Raw genomic sequence first — 22,840 nt, forward strand, 5'->3', positions numbered from 1 at the left:
GGTGCCATTTTTAAGTTAAAAGATTAAAAGGTTTATGCTAATTCCACAACTGTCGCGACACCCTGTCCGCCGCCGATGCAAAGGGTAGCAAGACCCGCCTTCGCGTTCCGGCGCTTCATTTCATGGATGAGTGTAACCAGGATCCTGGCTCCGCTCGCACCAATTGGATGTCCCAGCGCAATCGCTCCGCCATTCACGTTCAGAATGTCCTTGTTGAAATTAAGCTCGCGGTCGACAGCCAGTGATTGAGCCGCGAATGCTTCATTTGCTTCGATCAGTTCCATCTGTTCAAGCGACATGCCTGCTTTGTCCAGCGCTTTCTTGACCGCGTTCACCGGCCCGATGCCCATGATGCTCGGATCAACGCCCGCTCTCGCATTTCCTTTGAGGACAACGAGCGGTTTCAAGCCCAGTTCTTCAGCTTTCTCACGGCTCATGACAACCAATGCAGCGGCACCATCATTGATTCCGGAAGCATTTCCGGCTGTCACGCTGCCATCCTTCTTGAAAGCAGGGCGCAGACCGCCAAGCTTTTCCGCTGTCGATCCTTTCTTTGGATACTCGTCAGTATCAAATACAATCGGGTCACCTTTTCGCTGCGGAATCTCGATCGGCACGATTTCATCCTTGAACTTGCCATCTTGAATCGCCTTTGCAGCCTTTTCCTGGCTCGCTGCCGCGAATTCATCCTGCTCCCCGCGGCCAATCTCATACTTTGCACAAAGATTTTCGGCAGTGACACCCATGTGATAGTCATTGAAAGCACACCACAGGCCATCAGAAATCATGCTGTCCACGAGCTTCTGGTCGCCCATCTTGAAGCCGTCGCGGGCATTTTTCAATAAATATGGTGCCTGGCTCATATTCTCCATCCCGCCAGCCACGACAACTTCTGCATCACCCGCGATGATCGCCTGTGCTGCCAGGTGGACGGCCTTCAAGCCAGATCCGCACACTTTATTGATCGTCATAGAGGAAGCGCTTTCAGGAATACCCGCCTTAATAGCTGCCTGCCTCGCAGGGTTCTGTCCCAGGCCAGCCTGGAGAACATTCCCCATGATGATTTCATCCACCTGTTCAGGCTTAACACCTGCCTGTTTCAATGCATCTTTGATTACCGCAGCCCCAAGTTCCGGCGCGGAAATATTTTTCAAACTTCCATTAAAGCTGCCGATTGCTGTTCTGACTGCAGCGACGATTACTGCTTCTGTCCTGCTCAAACTGCTCACCCTTTCTGAAGTTCTCACAATTTATTTACTTCGATTGATTCGAATCAAATCCCTTTTATTTTATCAAAAAATTATTTATTCTTGCATTTTTAAAAATATTCTATTTAAAATGGAGGTATCTTATGAGGAGGGTACATACCATGCTGCAGCTTCCCAAAAAGGTTGAAATCATTGAAGTAGGCCCGCGAGACGGGCTGCAAAACGAGAAAAATTTTGTTCCCACTGATGTAAAAAAAGAATTCATCAGTGCTTTGAAAGATGCTGGCCTTAAAGAATTGGAGCTTACATCCTTCGTCTCCCCAAAATGGGTTCCGCAGATGGGCGATGCAGCGGAAATCGTTGCGGACTGCCTTGACAGCACCTCGAGGAATATCGTCCTTGCACCGAATAAAAAGGGAATCGAACGTGTATATATGACTGATTGCAAAGCCGTAGCTGTGTTTGTCGGTGTCAGCAATTCGTTCAATCAAAAGAATATCAATAAAACGACTGCTGAAAGTCTTTCTGAGGTCCTTCCATTGATTTCAGAGTTAAAAGCGAAGGATTATTTTGTACGTGCCTGCATTTCAACGGCTTTTTACTGCCCTTATGAAGGCAAGGTTGAAGAGGACGATGTCCTTGCTCTTTGCGGCGAGTTCGTCAAGGTGGGAGTGGATGAACTCAGCGTGGCCGATACCATCGGCATGGCTGCTCCACACGAGTCTTACTCGCTGTTTTCAAAATTAAAAGATGCGTTTCCAGATGTACTGATGACCGCGCATTTCCATGATACTAGGAAATTGGCCCTCGCGAATATCCTGGCTGCCCTCCAGGCCGGAGTCACCCGCTTTGATACTTCAGCTGGTGGTCTTGGCGGATGCCCGTTTGCTCCGGGTGCAGCCGGAAATGCGGCTACTGAAGATGTTGTCTATTTACTGCACAGGATGGGGATAGGAACTGGTGTCGATCTCGGTGAACTGCTCAAGGCCGTAGAGGTCATCAGGCCTCATATCTCAAGACCAATCGAGAGTACTTATTTCAGGCTAAATTCGGTCAGCGTCTAACTTTTTGCATAAGCCCCCTTTCTTGAAACCATCTTATTAGATGAAGGCATTTCAAGGAAGGGAGCATGTTAGATGAGCCAAAAACGCGACAAAGGCTACAGCCAGCAGGGCAAGCCGAATGCAGATACTGTGAAGCAGCAGATTGCCGCCGAGGATCTCGAAAAGGCAATCCATCCTACAAAGCGCCAAAATTCACAGCAATAAGTTTTTTCAGACCGCCCACTTTGGCGGTCTTTTTGTATGTTTGTACAACAGCTTCTAATGGTAAAATAAAGAAAATGGGTTAATCGGAGGGTTGAGCTTGAAAAGAGCATTCCGCGTCTTATTTTCTTTTTTGCTTGTACTGGCCTCTTTAGGGGTCTTCATTTCCAATAAATTAATGTTCATGAAAAAGAAAGATGATGATGAAATTTTCAATCGGGAAAAAGACGCAGGCCATCTTGTGCCTGACGAATATGATGCCCTGCCTAAAAGGGAAGTGAGCTTACCTTCCTCTTTCGGGTACCCACTCAAAGCGGTCCTTGTCGAGCCTCATGAGACAAATCGATATATCATCATCGCCCACGGTGTTACTCAGAGCAAAACCAATTCGGTAAAATATATGAACCTCTTCCTGAACAGAGGATTCAATGCCGTGATTTACGACCATAGGCGCCATGGGGAATCAGGCGGAAAAACGACCAGCTATGGGTACTATGAAAAATTCGACTTGAAATCGGTGGTAGACTGGCTCAGACAGGAAAAAGGGCCGGAGCTGCTCCTTGGGATTCACGGGGAATCCATGGGTGCGGCAACCCTGCTCCTTTACGCCGGAATGATTGAGGATGGTGCTGACTTCTATGTCGCCGATTGCCCGTTCTCAGATTTCAGTGAGCAGCTCGCATACCGCATCAAGGAAGAGGTCAAGGTACTGCCGCCAAAGCTGCTTCTTCCGGTTGCCGACCTCTTCGTCCGCATCCGCGATAAATATTCCTTGAGCGCTGTATCGCCAATCGCGGTCATCGAAAATATCAAAAACCCCATCCTGTTCATCCACAGCCGCAAGGACGACTTCATCCTGCCATCAATGACCGAAGCCTTGTTTGAACAGAAAAAAGGACCGAAAAAGCTATTCATGGCCGAGAACGGCCTGCACGCACAATCGTACAGCGAAAACCGTGAGCACTACGAAAAGGTCCTTGACGAATTCCTTGAGGAATATGTATATGATGAAGATGATGGAACGGGTACAGCGAGTCCCCCTTCTGATGCTTGACTGATCCGTCCTGCTGTCCGATTGATCATCCATAGATAAAAAAGATTGGCTCCCTGCTGAGCCAATCTTTTTTACTGTTTTTGTCCCTGGCGGTCAATTTCTTTTCCTTCAGCGTCAAGCGCCCTGACCTCTTTGTACTCGCCAATTCCGTAATAATATCGTTCATTTTCTTTTTCAAAGATTTCTATATTCGTAAACTTGCCGTCCGGCCCTGCTGCTTCAATGGCCTTGATGTTCGGGCTGATAACCTTTCCGAAGATCACGGGAATCTTCACATCCAATTTCCCATCTTCCTTAAAGGTTGTAAATGTGTCGACATACAGGATCATGAAATCATTTTTATAATAAGTCCAGTGGTTATGCCCTGCATTTTTCCAGCCTTCTTTGTCGCTGCCTTCAATATAAGCGACAGCCAGAGCGTCGAATGTCCTCGAGCCTTCTTTTTGCTCCGTAGTGTAAAAAACCAGCTTTCCTTTATCGACTTTTTCTTCATGGATCACCTGTTTGATGTTGAACGGAATATCATTTTTGATTGCTTCTCCCGCAGTCTTATACGAGCACGCTGACAGCACGATGATGCACATGCCCATTATGGCTGCCTTCCACAATTTCGCCATTTCTCTCCCCTGCTTTCGCATCAAACTTCTATGTATCTCTTCAACCTTCTCTCTTATTTAACCTTTTTTTCAATATTTTGTAAACTCATAAATTGGTTTTGTCATAAAAACTCATTCTCGGATTCAAATATTCATTTGGACTCTTCAGCTGAAAGCAGCCTGCAGACTCTTTGTAGTCCAGTGTCATCTGATCATCGAAGAAGACTTCCCTGGATTTTTGAATATAGATGGGGATGCTGCCTGTTTCCATTTGGTTTTCGTCATCATTATATTCTTTTTCCAGCCAGAGAGCAGCTACACCGTTCACTGCACAGCCACAGCCGTCAATATCGTATATCAGTTTAATGTATCCCTGTTTTCCTGCCGTCTTTTCCTGCAGCTTCTTTGTTGCTGTCTCGGTGATTTTCAATTTCATGATTGCACTCCCTTTCCGATGCTTCATTTTACCATATCGAAGGCTAATTTTCCGTTTCAAAACCCTTGGGTAATTTCAAAATTGTCTTGCAATTTGACTGGTTACCTTTTACTATCAAAGATAATTGTGAATTTGGAAAGGAGTGCTTATTTTGACAAAAGTAACGATTAAAGTGAATGATAATGGGTCTTTAAGGATTACCGGCGATGTTGAACTGCTGGATGGTGCCGGCAATAAATATGAGACAAAGCCGGCGTTCTCGCTTTGCCGCTGCGGTATGAGCAAAAACATGCCGTTCTGTGACGCTTCCCATAAAGGGAAGTTTGAATCGGCCGTCCGTGCACCGCAAGCTGAAGAAACGGAATAATGTACTGAGGGCAATGGACATCCATTGCTCTTTTTTTGTGGGGGCGGGTCCGCTGGCTACCATTCGTCTGCAAGCCTGACATCCGCTATCGCCGAGATTCCAATGCGATGGATCTCTTCAAAGCGGTCAACAATATGGAGTTTCTGCCCAAGCTCATTCCAGTAATGGATTTTCCCAATCACTAATTCATACTTTCGCTGGCGGAAATAGGTAATGCTGACGGGTCGGTTATATTCCATCGCTTCAAGGATGGTTTCATTCAATTGTTCGAGCTGCTGTTCATCCAGCTGTTTTTCTTGTTCGTATTCATCCTCCTGTGCCCAGTCACGCAGCATTTTCACATGTTCAGGCAGCATCATGGATGTCCATTTAATTCTTCCGCGATCGCGAATCATCTTGCTCTCCTCCTTCTCCTATCAGCCTTTATGCCCGCCGACAAGCGCGGCACGATGTCTTGCTGTTCCAGCTGCCGTATATGAAACCGCCCTCAGGAGGGACGCCGAACCATAGCGGCTGCGGATCCGGTCCATCGCATAGCCAAGTTCTTTCTTTTTCCAGCCATTCTTTTCAAATAAGTTCAATTGAAACTCGCTGTCAGTGACGAGATTCCCGAGCGCTATTGAGATGCTGCGGACCGTTTTTCCGGTATAGTTTTCGGCAAAAAGCTCAAGACAGACCCGGTACAGCTCCATCGTAATATTGGTCGGCTCCTCGATTGTCCTTGAGCGGTGGAAGCCACCGCCGAATTCATCCTGGCTGTAACCGACCCCGAAGCTGATCGTCCGACCTGCTTTCCCGTGGCTCCTGGCTCTTCGCGCGACTTCTTCGGACATTTCGAGGATGACATGCTTGATTTCCACTTCTTCTTTGTAATCCCGCAGCAGGATTTGGCTTTTTCCAAAGCTGACCTGCCCTTCCATGATCGGGGCACCGATATCGGAAAAATCGATTCCCCATGCATGCCAGTACAGCTGGTTGCCCATGATCCCGAATTTCTTCTCCAACGTTTCAAGATCATAGCGGGCCAGCTGGCCGACTGTAAAAATCCCCATGCTATTGAGTGTTTTTTCGACACGGCGCCCAATTCCCCACATTTCACTGAGCGGGGAAACATTCCACAGCTTGTTCTGGACATCATCATACGTCCACTCGGCCACCCCTTTGTGTTTTGCCTCAAGGTCAAGGCACAGTTTTGACATCAGCATGTTCGGGCCGATTCCAATCGCGCACGGCAGCTGGAACTCGCGTTCAATGTCATCTTTGATTTTCCTGGCGATGGAAGCAGCATCGCCCCAGAGCTTCGAAGCTCCGTCCACCTTTATAAAGCTTTCATCGACACTGTAGGTATGGATGGCTTCCTTCGGGACATAGCGATTGAATACGCGGGAGATTTCAGTGGAGATTCGCAGGTACGTTGACATTTGGGGATCAACGACAATAATTCGCGGATCATTGGGAATTTCGAACTTTCGTGATCCGGTTTTAATGCCAAACTCCTTTTTCAAACGCGGGGAGGCGGCCAGGACAACACTTCCCGGGCGATCGATGTTCCCAACGACAGCCAGGTAGCAGTCCAGAGGATCAAGGCCGAGCATGACCGCGGAGCAGCTCGCATAAAAGCTTTTCATATCCACACAAAGAATCTTGTTTTGCGGCATTTCGCTGTAATCGACCATGTCTCTTCTCTCCTTTCTGCAGGTGGTCCACCAAAACAAGAACATTCATTCTGTTTCATTATACCCATTATATTAAGCGAATATGTGTTCGGTTTCAATGGAAATTTTCCGGCGGACTGACTTAATAAAGGGGAAAATGGGGAGTCATGCCAGGACTGGTCAATTTTTTCAGGGGCTGTTTTCAGCTGGAGATAATGAGTATAATCAGGAAGAGAGGTGCTGCTTGATGGATAAAAAACTCATACGCAAGATGGTGCAAAAATGCTTCGTACAGTACCGGCATGACGATTCGCTGCCGCTAAGCGAAGCCGAGTTCGAAGAGATATGTGAGAAGATTGTAAAACTGAATTATGAGGAGCCAGAGGCAGGTTTGCACGAGATTATCAATGATGCCGTTTATGAATTTTTGGCTACATAACAAAATCCTGAAATAGAAAAGGCTGCCCGTGGACAGCCTTTTGATTATTTTAATCTGATCTTCGCTTCGCCTTTGATTGCAGCGGGATAATCATTAAGCCTCAGGGTAATTGGGCCAGGAGATGCTCCTTCACCAAAATAAGGTATTAAAACTTCCAATGGGCTTTCAGCGTTCCACCTGAAAGAAGCGGACCCATCGCCGATTTCTTTCCCGTTCTGATCCACCGCCTGTTCAAATGAAATATGATTATGCCCTTCTCTCGAGCCTTTTTGGAAGGCGAACAGCAAATGATTCTCCTCCCTGTCGACCTTTATCAATCTGCCATCAGCGGGGGCCTTCAACACTTCCATTTTCTCGGGATCAACAATGATTTCCACCTCGTCTTTATCCAATGCGCGCAGGGAATTGAAGCGCAAGTAAAGCTCTTCTGGTTTTTTGAAAAAGTTACTTTGCAGGAAAAATTCCTTTGTATACTCATCCATATGGCGCGCAGTAGTTCCGTTATTGATCGCGGCCCATTCTTCGCCCGTTTCATCAACAAGAGTCAGGTCTTCGAATCCAAATAACTGTTTTGAATTTCCCTCGTCAAAATGGACAGTCACTCCTATTCTCGTTGGGTAAATCGACACTTTCTCCACAGTGACCTTCTGTCCTTCAATTTCGACTGTTTCATTTACTTCAATGGTTTCTTTTTTATCCTTGAAAGCATCCTTGTCAATCGAGAATGGAATCACCCACGTATCAGCAAGCTTATTCATTGGCTCGCCCTCTTCTGTTCTACCTTCACTAAGCTCCATACTCAGTTTGAAATTATCAGGACGGTGATCACCATAAAATTCAAAGGTGGCTTGAAGCAGCCTGCCTTTATCCTGCATATCGATTGACCATCCGTCATAAGAAAATGCTATTTCTTCGATGCCTTTCCCCTCTTGATCGGTCAGCAAAAATTTGTCAATCGATACTTCCTTATGCGCCCCAGAAGTTTCAACCTTGTAAAACAGCACCATCATCTGCTCATCGACAATCACCGAATCTAATGTGACCTTAAGGCCGTCATGCTCATCGGATACACCGATTTTCTGGGCGAAGTCATTTTCGATAGCGGATGTCAGCCCTTTGTCAAAGCGAACAAGCTCCACAATCTTCTCCATCCCCGGTAGGGAGGTGACATACGAAGCAAATGTCTCTGAGGTCCGCAGCATCGCTGTAAAAGCAAAAATCAGGATAGCAGCTGAAGCGAATGTTCTCATGAACAAAAGATTTTGCTTCTTTTTCCTCTTCCCCTTGCTGATCCCGGCAGCAATCGCCTCGTCCAGCTGGAGCTCGGGAACTTCGATATTTTCTAGTGCCTCCTGGGCCTTCGTCAGCTTTTTTTCCTCGGCATTAAGCATAGCCCAATCCCCCCTTATCTTCGAGCTGCCCGCGAAGCTCCTTCAGGCCTTTATTGAGCCATGTCTTCACGGTGCCTTCCGGACATTCAAGAATCTCGGCAATTTCTTTAATTTTGAAATCATGCACATATTTCAATTCGATGACCTGCCTCGTTTTGGAATCAAGCTTGCCGATGACTTCCTCGACCTCAAGCCAGCTTGATTGGTGTTCGGCACCCATCAGGCTGATGAGGTCATCACTGACAAGGAGCCGCTTCCTCTTCTTCAATTCATCGTTACAGTAGTTTATAAGGATTCTTGTCAGCCAAGTCGTGAAATACTGCGGCTCTTTCACCTTCCGGATTGAACGGAATGCCCTGTATGTGACCTCCTGCAGCGCTTCTACTGCATCCTCGCTATTTTTCAAGTAGCTGAGGGCAATCCGGTAGAGGCGAACTTTATGAAGCTGCATCAATTCGTAAAATGCTCCTTCGTCGCCTTTTTTCGCTTTTTGTACCAATTCCTGAAGCTCCAAAATGTCTCCCCCTGACTTTGTATCTATCTATTAGACCATGAAGCTGGAAAAAAGTTTTGCTGAATTAAAAAAACCGCCAAAAAATTTTTTCATGGCGGTACAGTACTTTATTTTTGGTTGAAGATTCTCTTGCCAAAAAGCTCAAAGGTTCTTGGAAACTGGGCATAAAATTTGCTGCCAGCATTCATCCAGCGCGGCAGGTTGATTTCACGTGTTCTCGTCAGCATCCGGTCAACCACCTGCTTGGCTACATATTCCGGCTGAAGCATGAACCGTTTTACATTCTTCACATAAGTTCCCTGCTTATCGGCAACGTCGAAGAAATTAGTGGCAATCGGCCCGGGGTTAACAGATGTGACATATATATGGTCATCAGCCACCTCCATGCGCAGGCTGTTCGTGTAGCCGAGCACCGCATGCTTTGAAGCTGAATAGACACTCGATTTAGGCGTAGCGATCTTGCCAGCCTGGGAAGCGATATTGATGATATGGCCGCTTCGCCTCATCTTCATCCCGGGCAGCACCATGGCCGTGCAGGCCATCAATCCCACGACATTGACGTCAAACATTGATTTGATTTCATCAATTTTTGCTTCGTGGGCGAAGTCGAAAACACCAAATCCGGCATTATTGACTAATATATCGACCTGGCCGATTTCAGATAATACTTGGGAGAAAACAGCCTTAATGGAGTCTGTATCCGAGACATCCAGCTTCTGGGCATGGACATTGATGGCGTACTTTGACTGTAATTCCTTTTTCAAAACTTCAAGTTTATCAATCCCGCGGGCGAGGAGAATGAGATTGGCTCCACGTGCCGCACATAGCTTGGCAATCTCGGCTCCGATTCCGCCTGAAGCACCTGTAATGATAATGTTTTTTCCTTTCAACGATGGCATCTCAGTTCACCTCATTTGGCTGTATAAAGGACCGCCGTCCCTTCTTCCCTGACAGAAACGGCGTCAATGGATTGCAAGTAATCAAGCTGTCCAACCGTTTCCGAAATAGTTAAATTCAATTCGCGTTCATAGACAGACGGAAACAGTAATTGGCATATTTCAAAAACGGTCATCTCTCTTCCTGAAAGCATGTTTCTGACCTGCATCGCCCGGTCATGCTGACGGGCAATCCTTTTTTCAATCAGGGTGTGCACTTCTGTTATCTCCGTTCCATGCCCGGTGTATACAAGCCCAATCGGAAACTTCTGAAGTTTCTTAAGCGAAGCATTATACTGCACAAGCGGCTTCGGCCGTTCAGTTTCACCTGGCAGCGGCGGCTCAAGCAATGGATTTGGGGAGATTCCGGCAAGGATGGTATCTCCGGCAATCATCGTACCGTCCTTCTCACGCAACAGGACGATATGGCTTTGTGCGTGCCCTGGTGTCTCGATCACTCTCCATCCTGGCAATGCAGCCGGAACATCATGTTCTACCAGCTGCCCTGTTAACGAGCGATTGCATGAAAACACCAATGTTTTCTTCATCACCTTCATTGAAGGCACAAAATACTTCTCTGGAATACCCGTTTGCAGAAAAAATGTCTCGTAAAACTTCCGATGCTCCTGTTCAAACGATGGAGTCCTGTTGATCCATCTTTCGTTCAGAGGGTGTCCGTACACTTCCAGCTCCGGTGAAAAGAAATCGAGCATTCCAACATGATCCGGATGGTCGTGCGTCAGAACCACCTGCTCAATATCCTCAGGCTTCAAATTCAATAGAGCAAGCTGGGATTTGAACGATTCCCAGGACTCCTTCGTTTTTGTTCCGGCATCCACAAGCGTCAGCCGGTCACCTTTTATTAAATATGCGTTCACATCACCCACAGGAAATGGTGTAGGCAAAGTCAATTTAGCAATTCTATCTTTCCATTCCGTCATTTGTTCTGTACACCTCAAGAAATTATTTTTATATAAAATAACCAGCTGCATCATTTATGTAAGTATTTGTTTCTCAGAGTCTCAGTATTTTTTCAATATAAAAATAAGTTTACCTTTAAAGCGGTCAATTGTCATTATTTTCACATTCCATTTTTCAGAAAAAATAAAAAACTTCACATTTACCTATTGACATAAGGCCTGTCCATCTTGCATAATCACTATTAAAATTTCATTTACCACAAAAGCATTTGAGCAAGACGAGTAGACAGGAATGGTGTTAGAGAGCAGAGTCCACCGGCTGAAAGACTCCGCCGCCCTCTTCATGTTGAACCCTACCTTGTGAGCTTCCAGGCAAACCTGGACGCGGACCGGCGTTAACGGATTAAGAGCTGCACTTTTCCGGCGAGTCTGGATGAGTGAATGAAGGTGGTACCACGGAAGCATGGCCTTTCGTCCTTTTTATGGATGAAAGGCCTTTTTGTATTCTTTAAAAAAACATGGAGGCGATCTTGATGAAGAAGCTTGTTTTTGTTGGGGCAGGATCAATGGCAGAAGCGATGATATCCGGAATAGGGGCAAGCGGGCTTCTTCCGGGAAAGCAAATGTGGGCAACAAATAAACAGGATGTGGAAAGACTGAAAACACTCCAACAACGTTACGGAATCAGTACGACCTATGATTTTGAAGAGCTTTTTTCCGAGGCTGATGCAGTCGTCCTCGCAATGAAACCAAAGGACGCAGCCGCAGCAATCGAGGAGATAAAATCCTTCCTTGCTGAAGGAATGCTTGTGATCTCTGTCCTTGCCGGCGTATCGATCGGGGCAATTGAGGCAGCAGCAGGCAAATCACTGGCCATAGTAAGAGCGATGCCGAATACTTCGGCTGCAATCGGCAAATCAGCAACCGCACTGGCGGTTAATGGACTTGTCAATGACAGGCAAAAGCAGCTCGTGAAAGATCTTTTCAACACAGTTGGCATGGCGACATTTGTAGAGGAGAATCAGCTCGATGCCGTCACCGGACTATCCGGAAGCGGACCAGCGTATATTTACTATCTTGTCGAGGCCATGGAAAAAAGCGCGGTGGAAATCGGACTTGAAAAACATACAGCAAAGCAGCTGATTATCCAGACGCTGCTCGGAGCAGCCGAAATGCTGACAAAAACGGATAAGGAGCCATCACAGCTGCGCTTCGAGGTAACCAGCCCCGGAGGAACGACCGAAGCAGGCATAAGCATCCTGGAGCAGCATGGCGTCCAATCCGCTTTTGTATCCTGCATCAAGGAAGCAGCGGCCCAATCGAAAAGGCTCTGCCACCTGCTCGGCAATGAACTGGCCTCGGCAAACCGCCCTCTGTAAATTGCATTCATGCCCGCTATTTCTCTACAATGGAGAAAAAGGTACAGGGATGTGTCGCAATGCTGTTCATCTTATTAACTTTAACTCTCCTCATCTGGATTGGGGCGACAATAGACGCAGCGCTGGGCTTCAGGAAACTGGAACCGCTTGAAGACGCTATATCAGTTGCCGAAGGACCGCTGCTGAGCGTCATTGTTGCTGCCCGGAATGAAGGTGAACATCTAACACAAAGCCTTCAAACCCAGCTGGCGCAGACCTATAAAAATACGGAGTGGATACTGGTAAATGACCGGTCAGAGGATCAAACGGGAAACATCATGGATCACGTAAAAGAAATCGACCCAAGGGTGAAAGTGATTCATGTTAAGAAATTGCCAGAGGGTTGGCTTGGGAAAAACCATGCCTTGTATAAAGGTTTCCAGGAGGCGTCCGGGGGGCTGATCCTGTTTACCGATGCGGATGTCATCTATCATCCGGAGGCTTTCTCAAAAGCGGTTGGCTATTTCGAAAGACATGGACTTGACCACATGACCGCCACACCAAATCTCAGCGCAAAGCCTTTTTGGCTGAAGGCATTCGTGGCGTTCTTCTTATTTGGTTTTTCCTATTATAAAAGACCATGGCTCGCAAATAATCCGCGCTCGAAAACAGGAATCGGCATCGGGGCATTCAATATGATGACCAGGACTGCGTATGAAAAAATCGGGACTCATGAGCAACTCAAAATGCGGCCTGACGATGACTTGCAGCTGGGCATGATGGTCAAGCGCGCCGGTTTAAAGCAGCGGATCGTTGCTGCGATGAGCCTGATCGAAGTTGAATGGTATCCGAGTTTAAAGGAAGCATTAGCAGGGTTGGAAAAGAACACCTTTGCCGGACTTCACTACCGGATCAGCATGGTGCTGTTTTCTGTGTTCGGTGTCTTCATTTCACAGGTCGTTCCATTTTTCACTATATTTTCTGGCAACCTGGCACTTTCCTTGTTAAGCGGTGTCAACCTGATTTTCCTGGCCATCCTTTACGTTATGGTCACAAAGAAAATGACCCGCTTTTCGCCATGGCTGTTCCTGGCGCTGCCTTTTACCGCCATGCTGTTCATTTTTTCCATCATACGGGCAAGCTACTTAACCTTTAAAAGAGGCGGCATCGTCTGGCGCGGAACGAAATATACACTTGCAGAATTAAGAAAAGACAAACTGAAGTGAGTACAATTTTTTCCTTTCCGTGCGATGCCCTGTTAAAATATATTTTGGATAACGAAATAAAAGGAGGCTTCTCGTTTTGGAAAAGAAACTATTTTCTCCCTTTGAATTAAAAGGTCTGACCCTGAAAAACCGCATCGTCATGGCTCCCATGTGCATGTACTCCTGTGAAAAGGAAGACGGGATGGTCACTGACTTCCATATGACCCACTATGTGAGCAGAGCTGTCGGACAGGTCGGCCTGATTGTTCTTGAAGCAACTGCTGTTACGCCTCAGGGCCGGATTTCGCACCAGGACCTGGGAATCTGGAGTGACGAGCATGTTCCTGGACTGGCAAATTTGACTGAACAGATTAAGAAGAGCGGTGCAGCAGCAGGAATCCAGCTTGCCCATGCTGGCAGGAAGGCAGATTTGCGCGACGAAATCATTGCCCCTTCTGCACTGGCATTCGACGAGAAATATAAAGAGCCGAAAGCCATGACTGCGGAGGAAATAAAGGAAACCATAGAAGCATTCAAACTGGGTGCTGAGAGGGCGAAGCGGGCAGGCTTTGAAGTCATCGAAATTCATGCGGCCCATGGATATTTGATCAACCAGTTCCTTTCACCTCTTACAAATAAGCGTGAAGATGAATACGGCGGATCTCCAGAAAACCGCTACCGATTCTTGCGTGAAGTCCTTGAAGAGGTTAAAACAGTATGGGACGGACCATTATTCGTCCGGGTATCGGCAAATGATTATCACGAAGAAGGTTTGAATGTGGATGATTATGTAGAGATGGCAGCCTGGATGAAAAATCAGGGTGTCGACTTGATTGATGTCAGCTCAGGAGCAGTGGTCCCGGCGAGAATCAATGTATACCCCGGATACCAGGTGAAGCTCGCGGAAAAAATCAAGCAAGGAGCTGAAATTGCTACCGGAGCTGTAGGACTGATCACGACAGGAATCCAGGCAGAAGAAATCCTTCAAAATGACAGGGCCGACCTGATTTTCATCGCGCGCGAACTGCTTCGCGATCCATATTGGCCAAGGGCTGCAGCGAAGGAACTTGGAACAAGCATTGAAGCACCTGTGCAATATCAACGCGGATGGATTTTCTAAAATTTAAGCCGGCATTTACGAATTGCACCTCCACTGTTAGTTTTGCTTCTAACAATGGAGGTGCAGTTCATTTAATGCCAGCTTTTTATTCTCTCTAAAACCTCGTTCAGCCTAAAACCATCTCACCTGGTCATTTTAGATTTTTTCCAGCAAAATCCTCCGATACATATTGCCGAACATAATCCCGTTATCGGAAAGCAGTCTAAGTTCAGCCCTTTGCTCTTCATGGATTTCCTCAAATGATCGGCCGATGTCCGTACCAAAAAAACTGACAATATGGCGTATTGCTTTTTTTCCAGGTGCTAACCCTTTGCCAGGCTCAGCAAATTTATCGAAGATCAGCACATTGCCGCCCGTCCGGCAAACTCTTGCGATTTCGCTATATGCCATTTTACTATCTGGAACAATGGACAAAATCAGGCTGGCTACCACATAATCAAATGATTCAGCAGGAAAAGAAAGCTTCTGTGCATCCATCTGCACGAATTCAATCTGCGAGTTTTTGAATTTATCACGCGCTTTTTCCAGCATATATTCTGAATAATCGATTGCCGTGACGTCAAGATTCGGGTATGGAACTCTTTCAATATCCGCACCTGTACCGACACCAACAAATAAAACCCGATCCCCTGGCTGGAACGCTATTTCCTGAAACAACTTTTCCCTCGCCCTCGCAAAAGGACCAGCATTGAAAATCACATCATAAATAGGCGCCCAGCCTTTATAAATGACCTTGTTCCATGAATTATTCATGATACTCTCCCTATCTATTAACTGAAAGCTTTTTTATTTTCAGCACCCTTATCGATCCTTCACCCGTAATAACCTCAATCCATTCAGCGTAACAATCAGAGTTGCCCCCATGTCAGCGAAAATCGCGATCCACAGAGTGAGCCAGCCAGGCACGACGAGCAGCAATGCCAGTAATTTTACTCCGATAGAGAACGTGATGTTTTGCTTAATGATGGCCAAAGTTTTCCGGCTCAATTTGATTGTGAATGGCAGCTTCTTCAAATCATCCGCCATCAGAGCAATATCGGCTGTTTCCAATGCAGTATCGGTTCCTGCTCCGCCCATCGCGATTCCAACGGTTGCTGCTGCCAGGGCAGGTGCATCATTGATCCCATCACCCACCATCGCGACTTTTCCATGGTTCTTCTGCATCGTTTTGATATACGCCAGCTTATCTTCCGGAAGCAGGTCAGACTGGATTTCTGAAACACCAGCCTTTAAGCCGATTGCCTGAGCAGTCCCTTTATTGTCACCCGTCAGCATGATTGTCTTTTCGATGCCAAGCTCATGCAGGCGGGAAACGACTGCAGAGCTCGATTCCCTTACCTCATCTGCAACAGCGATCAGCGCAAGCAGTTGTGAATCAGTCCCGGCTGCCATAACTGTCTTGCCTTCGGATTGCATTCGAGAAATCTCTGAAGCAAGCTCACCGGAGATACCGTCTTTCATAACGCTATCAAGGTAGCCAGGGCTGCCGACATAATAGGTAACACCATCGACGGAACCTTTAATCCCCTTACCGGTTACAGAAGTGAAGTCTTCAATGACCACTTCCTTATAGGGAATCAGCTCCGCTTCTGCCTGACGGACAACCGCCGAAGCAAGCGGGTGCTGTGATTTATTTTCAAGGGCGGCAATCGCTGTTTTTATTTCATCAGAATCCTGGGGAGTTAGGAAAGTAAAATCGGTTACAACCGGCACACCTTTGGTCAAAGTCCCGGTTTTATCAAAAGCAACCGCCTTGAGCATGCCGATTTCTTCGAGATAAACTCCCCCTTTGACCAGCACGCCATTTTTTGCGGCATTGCCGATCGCCGTCACAATCGATACTGGTGTTGAAATAACGAGGGCACATGGACAGCCCACCACAAGGACGGCCAGACCCTGATAAATCCACGCGCTCCATTCAGCCCCAAACAGAAGAGGCGGAACAACAGCGACAAGGAATGCGACAAGGATGATGATTGGCGTGTAATACTTCGCAAAGCGGTCCACAAATGCCTGTGATGGCGCCTTTTCCGCCTGGGCTTCTTCAACGAGATGAATGATTTTTGCAATGGTGGTATCATTGACGAGTTTTGTAATTTTCACTTCAAGCAAGCCTTCGCCATTCAGCGTTCCGGCAAAAACCTCATCGCCAACTTTCTTTTCCGCTGGAATGGACTCGCCCGTGATAGCCGCCTGGTTCACAGCAGAAAATCCGGCCACGACTTCCCCGTCCATGGCAATCTTTTCACCAGGTTTAACGACCATAATGTCGCCGGGTTCTATCTCACCTACATGAACGATGAATTCCTTGCCATTCCGACGGACCAGCGCTTCCTTAGGGGCAATGTCCATCAATGAACGGATGGAAGCCCTTGCCTTATCCATCGAGTACCTCTCAAGCACTTCGCTGATCGCAAACAGGATTACGACCACGGCTCCTTCGCTCCACTCCCCGATGATCACAGCACCGATGATTGCAACCGTCATTAATGCCCTCATGTCAAAATCGAGCTTTATCAAGTTCCTGATTCCATGAATAAATAGGTTATAGCCGCCAACAAGTATGGCTCCCAAAAACAGCAGGATTGCCGGAAGGAATTCCTCTCCATAGTTGAATTGGAAATAATAAGCGACTATAATCAGGACCAGACTCATCAGAACCGTAAAATTCTCATGCCAGAATGGTTTCTTTTTCTCGGCAATGACCTCTCCTTTATCAGGATAAACCCTCAGGTTTTCAAAGGCTCCTGCATGTTCAATCTCTTCTACTGACGCTTTTCCATAAACGGTCAATTTGGATGCCCCAAAATTCACTTTTGCATCAAAAACACCATCCAGGTGCTTTACGTTCTCTTCGAACTTTCCGGCACAGCTAGCTCAGGTGAAGCCTTGTACGCGGTAGATTGTCTTTTCTCCTGACTGCACTGCTTCAGCCATTCATCGCCATCTCCTTTTGGTGTTCAAACGTCAAATGGATCAGTTGCTTCACATGGTCATCGATCAGCGAATAGAAAACGAGCTTCCCCTCTTTTCGATATTTTGCCAATCCAAGGTTCTTTAACAGCCTTAAATGATGGGATGCTGTCGCCGTAGAGCAATTGACAATTGCAGCCACATCACAAACGCACAACTCATTTTCAGCATAAAGCGAATAGGCGATTTTGATTCTTGTTTCATCGGACAATGCTTTAAAAATTTTTGCCGCTGCCGCCGTATTTTGATCCATTAATTGAGCTGAAACCCGCCCAACTTTGTCATCATGGACACAATTGACCTGGCATACATCCTGCTCCTTCATCGTGACGCCCCCTTTATTCAAACACTCATTTGAATATATAATATTCAAATGAACATTAGAATGTCAAACAAAAAAAACCAGGATTTCTCCTGGTTTAAGCTTGTTATGCCACTTCCTCGCTCTGCCGGTCAGCGACCCGTTTAAAATAAAAGCCCAGTTTTACAAGACCGACGGCAATCATCGATAGAATCATATTATAAAATACTGCAAAAATCGCAAGGTCCATCACTTTAAAGATTGCGGCATAAATTAACCCCACTAAACCGAACAGTGTTATCGTGATTAGAAAGTGCAAATGCGGCCACAGAAAAGTGACGATCCCGCTGAAAAGCATGACGAGTGAACCCATGATAAAAAAATGAAGACCGAATAAAAGCAAAAATTCCACAATCATTCCCCCAGTTTCTTTGTTGTTGGTACCATGGAAACCATTCCACCACTTTCCATTTCCCTCTGGGGCTGCTTTTAAACTCTAATAACTAAATCCGATCATCCCATATCCGGTTAAGAAGTGTCTTTTCATCAGATACAACGAGTTCAAAAACATCTGGGTTTGTCATTTCCATCAAGCAGTCATACCCAAAGCTCTCGTTAAAAGACCTCATCAGCAGGGTTGTCATATTGCCATGGCTGACAAGCAAGATGTGGTCCTCTTTTGAACACAGGAGATCTTCGAGCAGCGATTTCGCCCGTTCCATCGCGGCCGAATGGGATTCACCGCCTTCGAAGACCAGGTCGAAATCCTCAAAGCTTTGCCTGAGTTTATCTCGCCAGTCCTCAAAATTCACCGTACTCAGCACTCTTTCACCAAGCCTGCTATCCTGATTCACCTGGATTCCTCTTGAATCAGACAGTGGCTTTATTGTATCGAGTGCTCTCTTGAAAGGGCTTGAATAGATAATGTCGATTTCTTTCTGCTTAAAAAAATCTACCAGCGCCAGAGCCTGTTTCCTTCCCTGTTCTGTCAAAGGTGAATCGACTGGCTGGCCATCAGCACTTGCATGGCGTACAAGATAAATGGTTTTCAAAATATCCACTCCTCTGATCAGTCATTTCGATAGGGAACTGAAATCTCCATAAAATCTTCTGAAATGGCGGTATTGGAGAAGACTGTTTTTGCCTCAGCCTCAAGTACGTTCCAGTCATTGCGGTCATATCTTGAGCTGATATGGGTAAGACACAATCTCTCCACGCCTGCATTTGAAGCTGTTTCTGCTGCCTGGAGGGTCGTCGAATGATAATATTCAAATGCCAGCTCCCCTTCATTTGCTGAGAAAGTGGCCTCATGGATCAGCAGGTCTGCTCCTTCGGCAAGCAACCTGGCATTGTCACAAACCCTCGTATCTCCAAGGATCGTTACTATTCTTCCTCTTTGCGGCGGACCGACAAATTCAGCCGGGTCGAGAATGATGCCGTCTTCAAGAGTGACTTTTTCGCCGTTTTTGATTCTCCGATAATCAGGACCTGGTTTTACTCCTGCTGCCTGAAGCTTGTCGGCGAGCAATGTCCCAGGACGATCCTTCTCTATAACTCTATACCCATATGAGGGGATTCCATGCTCTAAAGCCCTCGCTTCAACAGCGAACTGTTCGTCCTCAAAGACCGTCCCTTCTTCGATTTCAATGATTTCAATCGGATATTTCAGGTATGATTTGCTGATTTTCAATGAGACCTCGATGTACTCCTTGATCCCTGCTGGCCCGTACACCGTTACAAGCGAATCTCCTCCCTGGAAGGAACGGCTGGAAAGAAGCCCAGGAAGTCCGTAGATGTGGTCTCCGTGTAAATGAGTGATAAAAATTTTTTCGATCCTCCGCGGTTTGATGCTTGTATGTAAAATTTGATGCTGGGTTGCTTCTCCACAATCAAACAGCCAAATGGATCCCCGTTCCTCCAGCAGCTTCAATGCAATCGAGGTAACATTTCTAAGCTTGGCTGGCACCCCCGCACCCGTTCCTAGAAAAAATACATCCATATTCAATACATCCTCTCTCAAAAAAACGCCTGCATCAGTACAGGCTAGTTCTTTCTTCTTCTGCATCTATCATAAGGGATAGAGAGCCTGTTCGCCAAACTCCGAACCAGGAAAGCATAGTTCCAGTCAATTGGAAGAAAACTAATTATGGTTCAAACAGTTGCTTATTGTTCCTTAAACCGATAAAATTTTGTATTTGTAAAGTGTTTTTTCTACATATGAATTAAATTCACATAAAGAGAGGTTCTATATTGTGGCAATCACCGAAAAACCAACAGCACTAATCATGATCTTCGGGGCTACGGGAGACCTGGCGAACCGTAAATTATTTCCTTCCCTCTATAATCTGTTTGAAAAAGGACAGCTTGACAAATTCGCGGTCATTGGTGTCGGCAGACGCTCTCTTTCAAATGAAGAATTCCAGTTGAAGGTCCAGCAATCAGTAAAGAAAAATGGGGAATCAGAAGCAAACACCGCTGATTTCATTTCAAAATTTTTCTACCATTCCCATGATGTTGCTGACTCCAGTTCCTATGTTTCACTAAGAAAGCTGGCGGAAGACCTGGACAGCCACTATGGACTTAATGGCAATCGCTTATTCTATCTGGCGATGGCACCAGAATTCTTCGGCACAATCGCCGACCACTTAAAGAAAGATAAGCTTACGGATGTATCCGGGTTCAAACGGCTGGTCATTGAAAAACCATTCGGTCACGATCTTGAATCCGCCAAGGTTCTGAACAAGCAAATCCGGACTGCTTTTTCCGAGGATGAGATTTACCGTATCGACCACTATCTCGGAAAAGAGATGGTCCAGAACATCGAAGTCATCCGTTTTGCGAATGCGATGTTCGAACCGCTATGGAATAACCGGTACATCTCGAACATCCAGGTAACATCAAGTGAAACTCTCGGAGTGGAAGAGCGCGGACGCTATTATGAGAAGAGTGGTGCCCTGCGGGATATGGTCCAAAACCATATGCTCCAAATGGTTTCACTGCTTGCCATGGAACCGCCAATCAAATTGACGACGGATGAAATCCGTTCGGAAAAAGTAAGAGTGTTCCGTGCCCTGCGACCGATTGAAGGCGATGAAGTCAATGAATACTTTGTCAGGGGCCAATACGATAAAGGCAACATGGACGGCACAGAAGTACCGGCATACCGCCACGAAGAGATGGTCGACCCTGATTCGAATACTGAAACGTTCGTCGCCGGCAAGCTGATGATTGATAACTTCCGCTGGGCTGGAGTACCCTTTTACATCCGTACAGGCAAGAGGATGAAAGCAAAGTCTACGAAAATCGTGATTCAATTTAAAGATATCCCAATGGATTTGTACTATCGGCCGGAGAAAACCGTCAACCCGAACCTATTGGTCATCCATATCCAGCCTGAGGAAGGAATCACCCTTCACCTGAACGCCAAGAAATCAGGACAGGGTACCGATGCAACTCCGGTAAAACTGAACTATGCCAACAAAGGTATTGATGGAATAAACACGCCTGAAGCTTATGAAAAGCTCTTATTCGATTCCTTGCGCGGCGATGCGACGAACTTCACTCACTGGGATGAGGTCGCCCTGTCATGGAGCTTCGTGGACAATATTTCAGCTGTATGGGAAAACACGAAAGAACCAAGCTTCCCTAACTACACATCTGGCTCAATGGGCCCTGATGCCGCAGACAAGCTGCTTGAGAAAGATGGCTTTTTCTGGTGGCCAATCACCGAGATTGATGTAGAAAAATGCTAAAGCAAAATGCTTAAGCGCCTTGGTTAGTCTCCACAGGCACGAACCTCCAGGAGGCAGTTCCTCAGCCACCACAGCCGGGCGGCTTATGGTCCGGGGGCTAGGCACTGAAGCTGGATAACAAAAAATCCCGTCCTGAACAGGTGTTCAGACGGGATTTTTTTGGCTCAGCCTCCAAAGAAGAAATCAAGGATATTTGATCCTGCTGAGGCTTCTTTATTATAGAACTCCGAATAGCCGCATTTCCTGCAAAACACAACCGTGAATTGATTGTTCTGGATATCAAACATCTTCGATAATCCCGTACCTGTCATCGCAACATCTTTTTGGCCTGCATCTGTACTCCCACACTTCATACAGCCTTTTCCATTCATCTCTGCCCATCTCCCTTTTGAAAATTATAAGTAATATACGGCCTTGGTAATAAATGGTTTCATTTTCCACCATATTCGTTGCCGTATAAAAAATTCTCCTTGAGGACAACTTATGATTGTTCTATTTTCATAACCGAGGTGGGCATCATGGAATGGTTCGGCCATGGCAACAAGGGTATTGAATTCACTATTTTTTCTGGAAGCCACATAGGCATCCTGACAATCTTTCTTTTGATCAATGCTGTGCTCTTCCTTTTCAGAAAGAAATGGAGAGAGAACCAGTGGAGAAGTGCCGAAATTGGAGTGTGCCTTTCGCTGATCATGATAGAGGTCTTGAATCATGTTTGGATGTATAAGCACGGAGTCTGGAAATTAGGCCGTTCTATGCCTTTGGAGCTGTGTAATATCGGTGTTCTCCTGACCATCGCTCTGCTGGTGACAAGGAAAAAAGTTCTCTATGAATTGTTATTTTTCATTGCGATTCTCGGAGCGACGCAAGCCATTGTAACACCAGCTTTAACGTACGACTTCCCCCATTTCCGCTTTTTTCATTTTTTCTATGCCCATATGATGATTGTATGGGTAACCCTTTATTTCACATGGATAAAAGGCTATTACCCTACGTTCCAATCCGTATTAAAGGCAGTTACATTTATCAATCTGCTCCTGCCTGTCATCCTGGTTATTAACAAAAGAGCAGACGGGAACTACTGGTTCCTGCGCCACAAGCCGCAGAGCCCAAGCTTCATGGATTTACTGGGTCCCTATCCATGGTATATTTTTTCATTGGAAAGTTTACTCATCTTATTCAGCCTGATTGCCTGGCGCCTGCTGCGCAACCGGGACGGGAACCGGAAGGAATCTTCCTTCAATGAGACATAAGAGAAAATGCATAGGCAGACGAAAGGGGTTCAGTTGTTTGATGGCTGAATCCTTTTTTTATTGCAGACTAAAAAGAACAGCGAACACAAGGTTCGCTG

The 22,840-nt window shown here is 46.4% G+C and carries 26 protein-coding genes; 10 read left to right on the top strand and 16 right to left on the bottom strand.

Features of this window, described 5'->3' with window-relative positions; all coding sequences use genetic code 11:
• Positions 1-32 precede the first annotated feature (32 nt).
• A complete protein-coding gene (locus EJA10_RS09615; protein WP_125479788.1) occupies positions 33-1,220 on the bottom strand; it encodes an acetyl-CoA C-acetyltransferase in 1,188 nt (395 codons plus the stop codon).
• Positions 1,221-1,351: 131 nt separating this feature from the next.
• Here EJA10_RS09615 and EJA10_RS09620 point away from each other — a divergent pair, with 131 nt between their 5' ends.
• The 3 genes from EJA10_RS09620 to EJA10_RS09625 all read left to right on the top strand — a co-directional run bounded on the left by EJA10_RS09620 (position 1,352) and on the right by EJA10_RS09625 (position 3,527).
• A complete protein-coding gene (locus EJA10_RS09620; RefSeq protein WP_246017742.1) occupies positions 1,352-2,272 on the top strand; it encodes a hydroxymethylglutaryl-CoA lyase in 921 nt (306 codons plus the stop codon).
• A gap of 72 nt (positions 2,273-2,344) precedes the next feature.
• A complete protein-coding gene (locus tag EJA10_RS23905; protein ID WP_264190911.1) occupies positions 2,345-2,476 on the top strand; it encodes a hypothetical protein in 132 nt (43 codons plus the stop codon).
• A gap of 97 nt (positions 2,477-2,573) precedes the next feature.
• The gene (locus EJA10_RS09625) at positions 2,574-3,527 is read left to right on the top strand and encodes an alpha/beta hydrolase (RefSeq protein WP_125479789.1); all 954 of its coding nucleotides are present in this window, start codon (positions 2,574-2,576) and stop codon (positions 3,525-3,527) included.
• A gap of 71 nt (positions 3,528-3,598) precedes the next feature.
• Here EJA10_RS09625 and EJA10_RS09630 read toward each other — a convergent pair whose 3' ends face one another.
• Together EJA10_RS09630 and EJA10_RS09635 are read right to left on the bottom strand one after the other, a co-directional pair.
• Complete coding sequence (locus tag EJA10_RS09630) at positions 3,599-4,144, bottom strand: hypothetical protein (protein WP_125479790.1); 546 nt, start codon at positions 4,142-4,144, stop codon at positions 3,599-3,601.
• An 85-nt stretch (positions 4,145-4,229) separates the two neighbouring features.
• Positions 4,230-4,559 (bottom strand): iron-sulfur cluster biosynthesis family protein, encoded by a 330-nt coding sequence (locus EJA10_RS09635; RefSeq protein ID WP_125479791.1) that lies wholly within the window; start codon positions 4,557-4,559, stop codon positions 4,230-4,232.
• Positions 4,560-4,701: 142 nt separating this feature from the next.
• Between EJA10_RS09635 and EJA10_RS09640 the strand changes: the two genes are divergently transcribed.
• On the top strand, positions 4,702-4,926 hold the full coding sequence (locus tag EJA10_RS09640) for a CDGSH iron-sulfur domain-containing protein (protein WP_425462084.1): 225 nt from the start codon (positions 4,702-4,704) through the stop codon (positions 4,924-4,926).
• A 56-nt stretch (positions 4,927-4,982) separates the two neighbouring features.
• On the opposite strand, the gene EJA10_RS09645 is transcribed toward EJA10_RS09640, so the two are convergent.
• Both EJA10_RS09645 and EJA10_RS09650 read right to left on the bottom strand, forming a co-directional pair.
• Entirely contained in the window at positions 4,983-5,321 is a 339-nt protein-coding gene (locus tag EJA10_RS09645; RefSeq protein ID WP_125479793.1) for a YolD-like family protein, read from the bottom strand.
• Positions 5,322-5,342: 21 nt separating this feature from the next.
• Entirely contained in the window at positions 5,343-6,602 is a 1,260-nt protein-coding gene (locus EJA10_RS09650; RefSeq protein WP_125479794.1) for a Y-family DNA polymerase, read from the bottom strand.
• Positions 6,603-6,828: 226 nt separating this feature from the next.
• On the opposite strand from EJA10_RS09650, the gene EJA10_RS09655 reads away from it, so the two are divergent.
• Positions 6,829-7,020, top strand: a complete 192-nt coding sequence (locus EJA10_RS09655) for a YqzH family protein (RefSeq protein ID WP_125479795.1) — start codon at positions 6,829-6,831, stop codon at positions 7,018-7,020.
• Between the two features lie 44 nt (positions 7,021-7,064).
• Here the strand turns inward: EJA10_RS09655 and EJA10_RS09660 are convergent, their stop codons facing one another.
• The 4 genes from EJA10_RS09660 to EJA10_RS09675 all read right to left on the bottom strand — a co-directional run bounded on the left by EJA10_RS09660 (position 7,065) and on the right by EJA10_RS09675 (position 10,801).
• Positions 7,065-8,411 carry a DUF4179 domain-containing protein gene (locus tag EJA10_RS09660; RefSeq protein ID WP_125479796.1) on the bottom strand — a complete coding sequence of 449 codons (1,347 nt, stop codon included), beginning with the start codon at positions 8,409-8,411 and terminating at the stop codon, positions 7,065-7,067.
• Positions 8,404-8,925 carry a sigma-70 family RNA polymerase sigma factor gene (locus EJA10_RS09665; protein ID WP_125479797.1) on the bottom strand — a complete coding sequence of 174 codons (522 nt, stop codon included), beginning with the start codon at positions 8,923-8,925 and terminating at the stop codon, positions 8,404-8,406. Before EJA10_RS09665 ends, EJA10_RS09660 begins: the two co-directional genes overlap by 8 nt.
• Positions 8,926-9,032: 107 nt before the next feature.
• Positions 9,033-9,824, bottom strand: a complete 792-nt coding sequence (locus EJA10_RS09670) for an SDR family NAD(P)-dependent oxidoreductase (RefSeq protein ID WP_125479798.1) — start codon at positions 9,822-9,824, stop codon at positions 9,033-9,035.
• A gap of 11 nt (positions 9,825-9,835) precedes the next feature.
• Positions 9,836-10,801, bottom strand: a complete 966-nt coding sequence (locus EJA10_RS09675) for an MBL fold metallo-hydrolase (protein ID WP_125479799.1) — start codon at positions 10,799-10,801, stop codon at positions 9,836-9,838.
• Positions 10,802-11,313: 512 nt separating this feature from the next.
• On the opposite strand from EJA10_RS09675, the gene proC reads away from it, so the two are divergent.
• The 3 genes from proC to namA all read left to right on the top strand — a co-directional run bounded on the left by proC (position 11,314) and on the right by namA (position 14,463).
• Positions 11,314-12,159 (top strand): pyrroline-5-carboxylate reductase, encoded by an 846-nt coding sequence (proC, locus tag EJA10_RS09680; RefSeq protein WP_125479800.1) that lies wholly within the window; start codon positions 11,314-11,316, stop codon positions 12,157-12,159.
• A gap of 59 nt (positions 12,160-12,218) precedes the next feature.
• Positions 12,219-13,364 (top strand): glycosyltransferase family 2 protein, encoded by a 1,146-nt coding sequence (locus EJA10_RS09685; protein WP_125479801.1) that lies wholly within the window; start codon positions 12,219-12,221, stop codon positions 13,362-13,364.
• Positions 13,365-13,440: 76 nt separating this feature from the next.
• Positions 13,441-14,463 (top strand): NADPH dehydrogenase NamA, encoded by a 1,023-nt coding sequence (gene namA / locus EJA10_RS09690; RefSeq protein ID WP_125479802.1) that lies wholly within the window; start codon positions 13,441-13,443, stop codon positions 14,461-14,463.
• A 135-nt stretch (positions 14,464-14,598) separates the two neighbouring features.
• Here the strand turns inward: namA and EJA10_RS09695 are convergent, their stop codons facing one another.
• The 6 genes from EJA10_RS09695 to rnz form a co-directional block, all read right to left on the bottom strand.
• Positions 14,599-15,216 carry a class I SAM-dependent methyltransferase gene (locus EJA10_RS09695; protein ID WP_125479803.1) on the bottom strand — a complete coding sequence of 206 codons (618 nt, stop codon included), beginning with the start codon at positions 15,214-15,216 and terminating at the stop codon, positions 14,599-14,601.
• Positions 15,217-15,264: 48 nt separating this feature from the next.
• Positions 15,265-17,400: a heavy metal translocating P-type ATPase gene (locus EJA10_RS09700; RefSeq protein ID WP_125479804.1), complete on the bottom strand. Its 2,136-nt coding sequence runs from the start codon at positions 17,398-17,400 to the stop codon at positions 15,265-15,267.
• Entirely contained in the window at positions 17,393-17,761 is a 369-nt protein-coding gene (locus tag EJA10_RS09705; protein WP_125479805.1) for an ArsR/SmtB family transcription factor, read from the bottom strand. The genes EJA10_RS09700 and EJA10_RS09705 overlap by 8 nt, the downstream gene beginning before the upstream one ends.
• Before the next feature lie 103 nt (positions 17,762-17,864).
• Positions 17,865-18,149: a hypothetical protein gene (locus EJA10_RS09710; RefSeq protein WP_125479806.1), complete on the bottom strand. Its 285-nt coding sequence runs from the start codon at positions 18,147-18,149 to the stop codon at positions 17,865-17,867.
• Positions 18,150-18,240: 91 nt separating this feature from the next.
• Complete coding sequence (locus EJA10_RS09715; protein ID WP_125479807.1) at positions 18,241-18,789, bottom strand: histidine phosphatase family protein; 549 nt, start codon at positions 18,787-18,789, stop codon at positions 18,241-18,243.
• 17 nt (positions 18,790-18,806) lie between these two features.
• The gene (rnz, locus tag EJA10_RS09720; protein ID WP_125479808.1) at positions 18,807-19,736 is read right to left on the bottom strand and encodes a ribonuclease Z; all 930 of its coding nucleotides are present in this window, start codon (positions 19,734-19,736) and stop codon (positions 18,807-18,809) included.
• Positions 19,737-20,022: 286 nt separating this feature from the next.
• On the opposite strand from rnz, the gene zwf reads away from it, so the two are divergent.
• The gene (gene zwf / locus EJA10_RS09725) at positions 20,023-21,489 is read left to right on the top strand and encodes a glucose-6-phosphate dehydrogenase (protein ID WP_246017749.1); all 1,467 of its coding nucleotides are present in this window, start codon (positions 20,023-20,025) and stop codon (positions 21,487-21,489) included.
• Between the two features lie 164 nt (positions 21,490-21,653).
• Here the strand turns inward: zwf and EJA10_RS09730 are convergent, their stop codons facing one another.
• Positions 21,654-21,860, bottom strand: a complete 207-nt coding sequence (locus tag EJA10_RS09730; RefSeq protein ID WP_125479810.1) for a zinc ribbon domain-containing protein — start codon at positions 21,858-21,860, stop codon at positions 21,654-21,656.
• A gap of 147 nt (positions 21,861-22,007) precedes the next feature.
• On the opposite strand from EJA10_RS09730, the gene EJA10_RS09735 reads away from it, so the two are divergent.
• Complete coding sequence (locus tag EJA10_RS09735; RefSeq protein ID WP_125479811.1) at positions 22,008-22,742, top strand: YwaF family protein; 735 nt, start codon at positions 22,008-22,010, stop codon at positions 22,740-22,742.
• Positions 22,743-22,840: the final 98 nt, after the last annotated feature.

This window comes from Mesobacillus subterraneus (assembly GCF_003937825.1).
Lineage (GTDB): Bacteria > Bacillota > Bacilli > Bacillales > Cytobacillaceae > Mesobacillus > Mesobacillus subterraneus.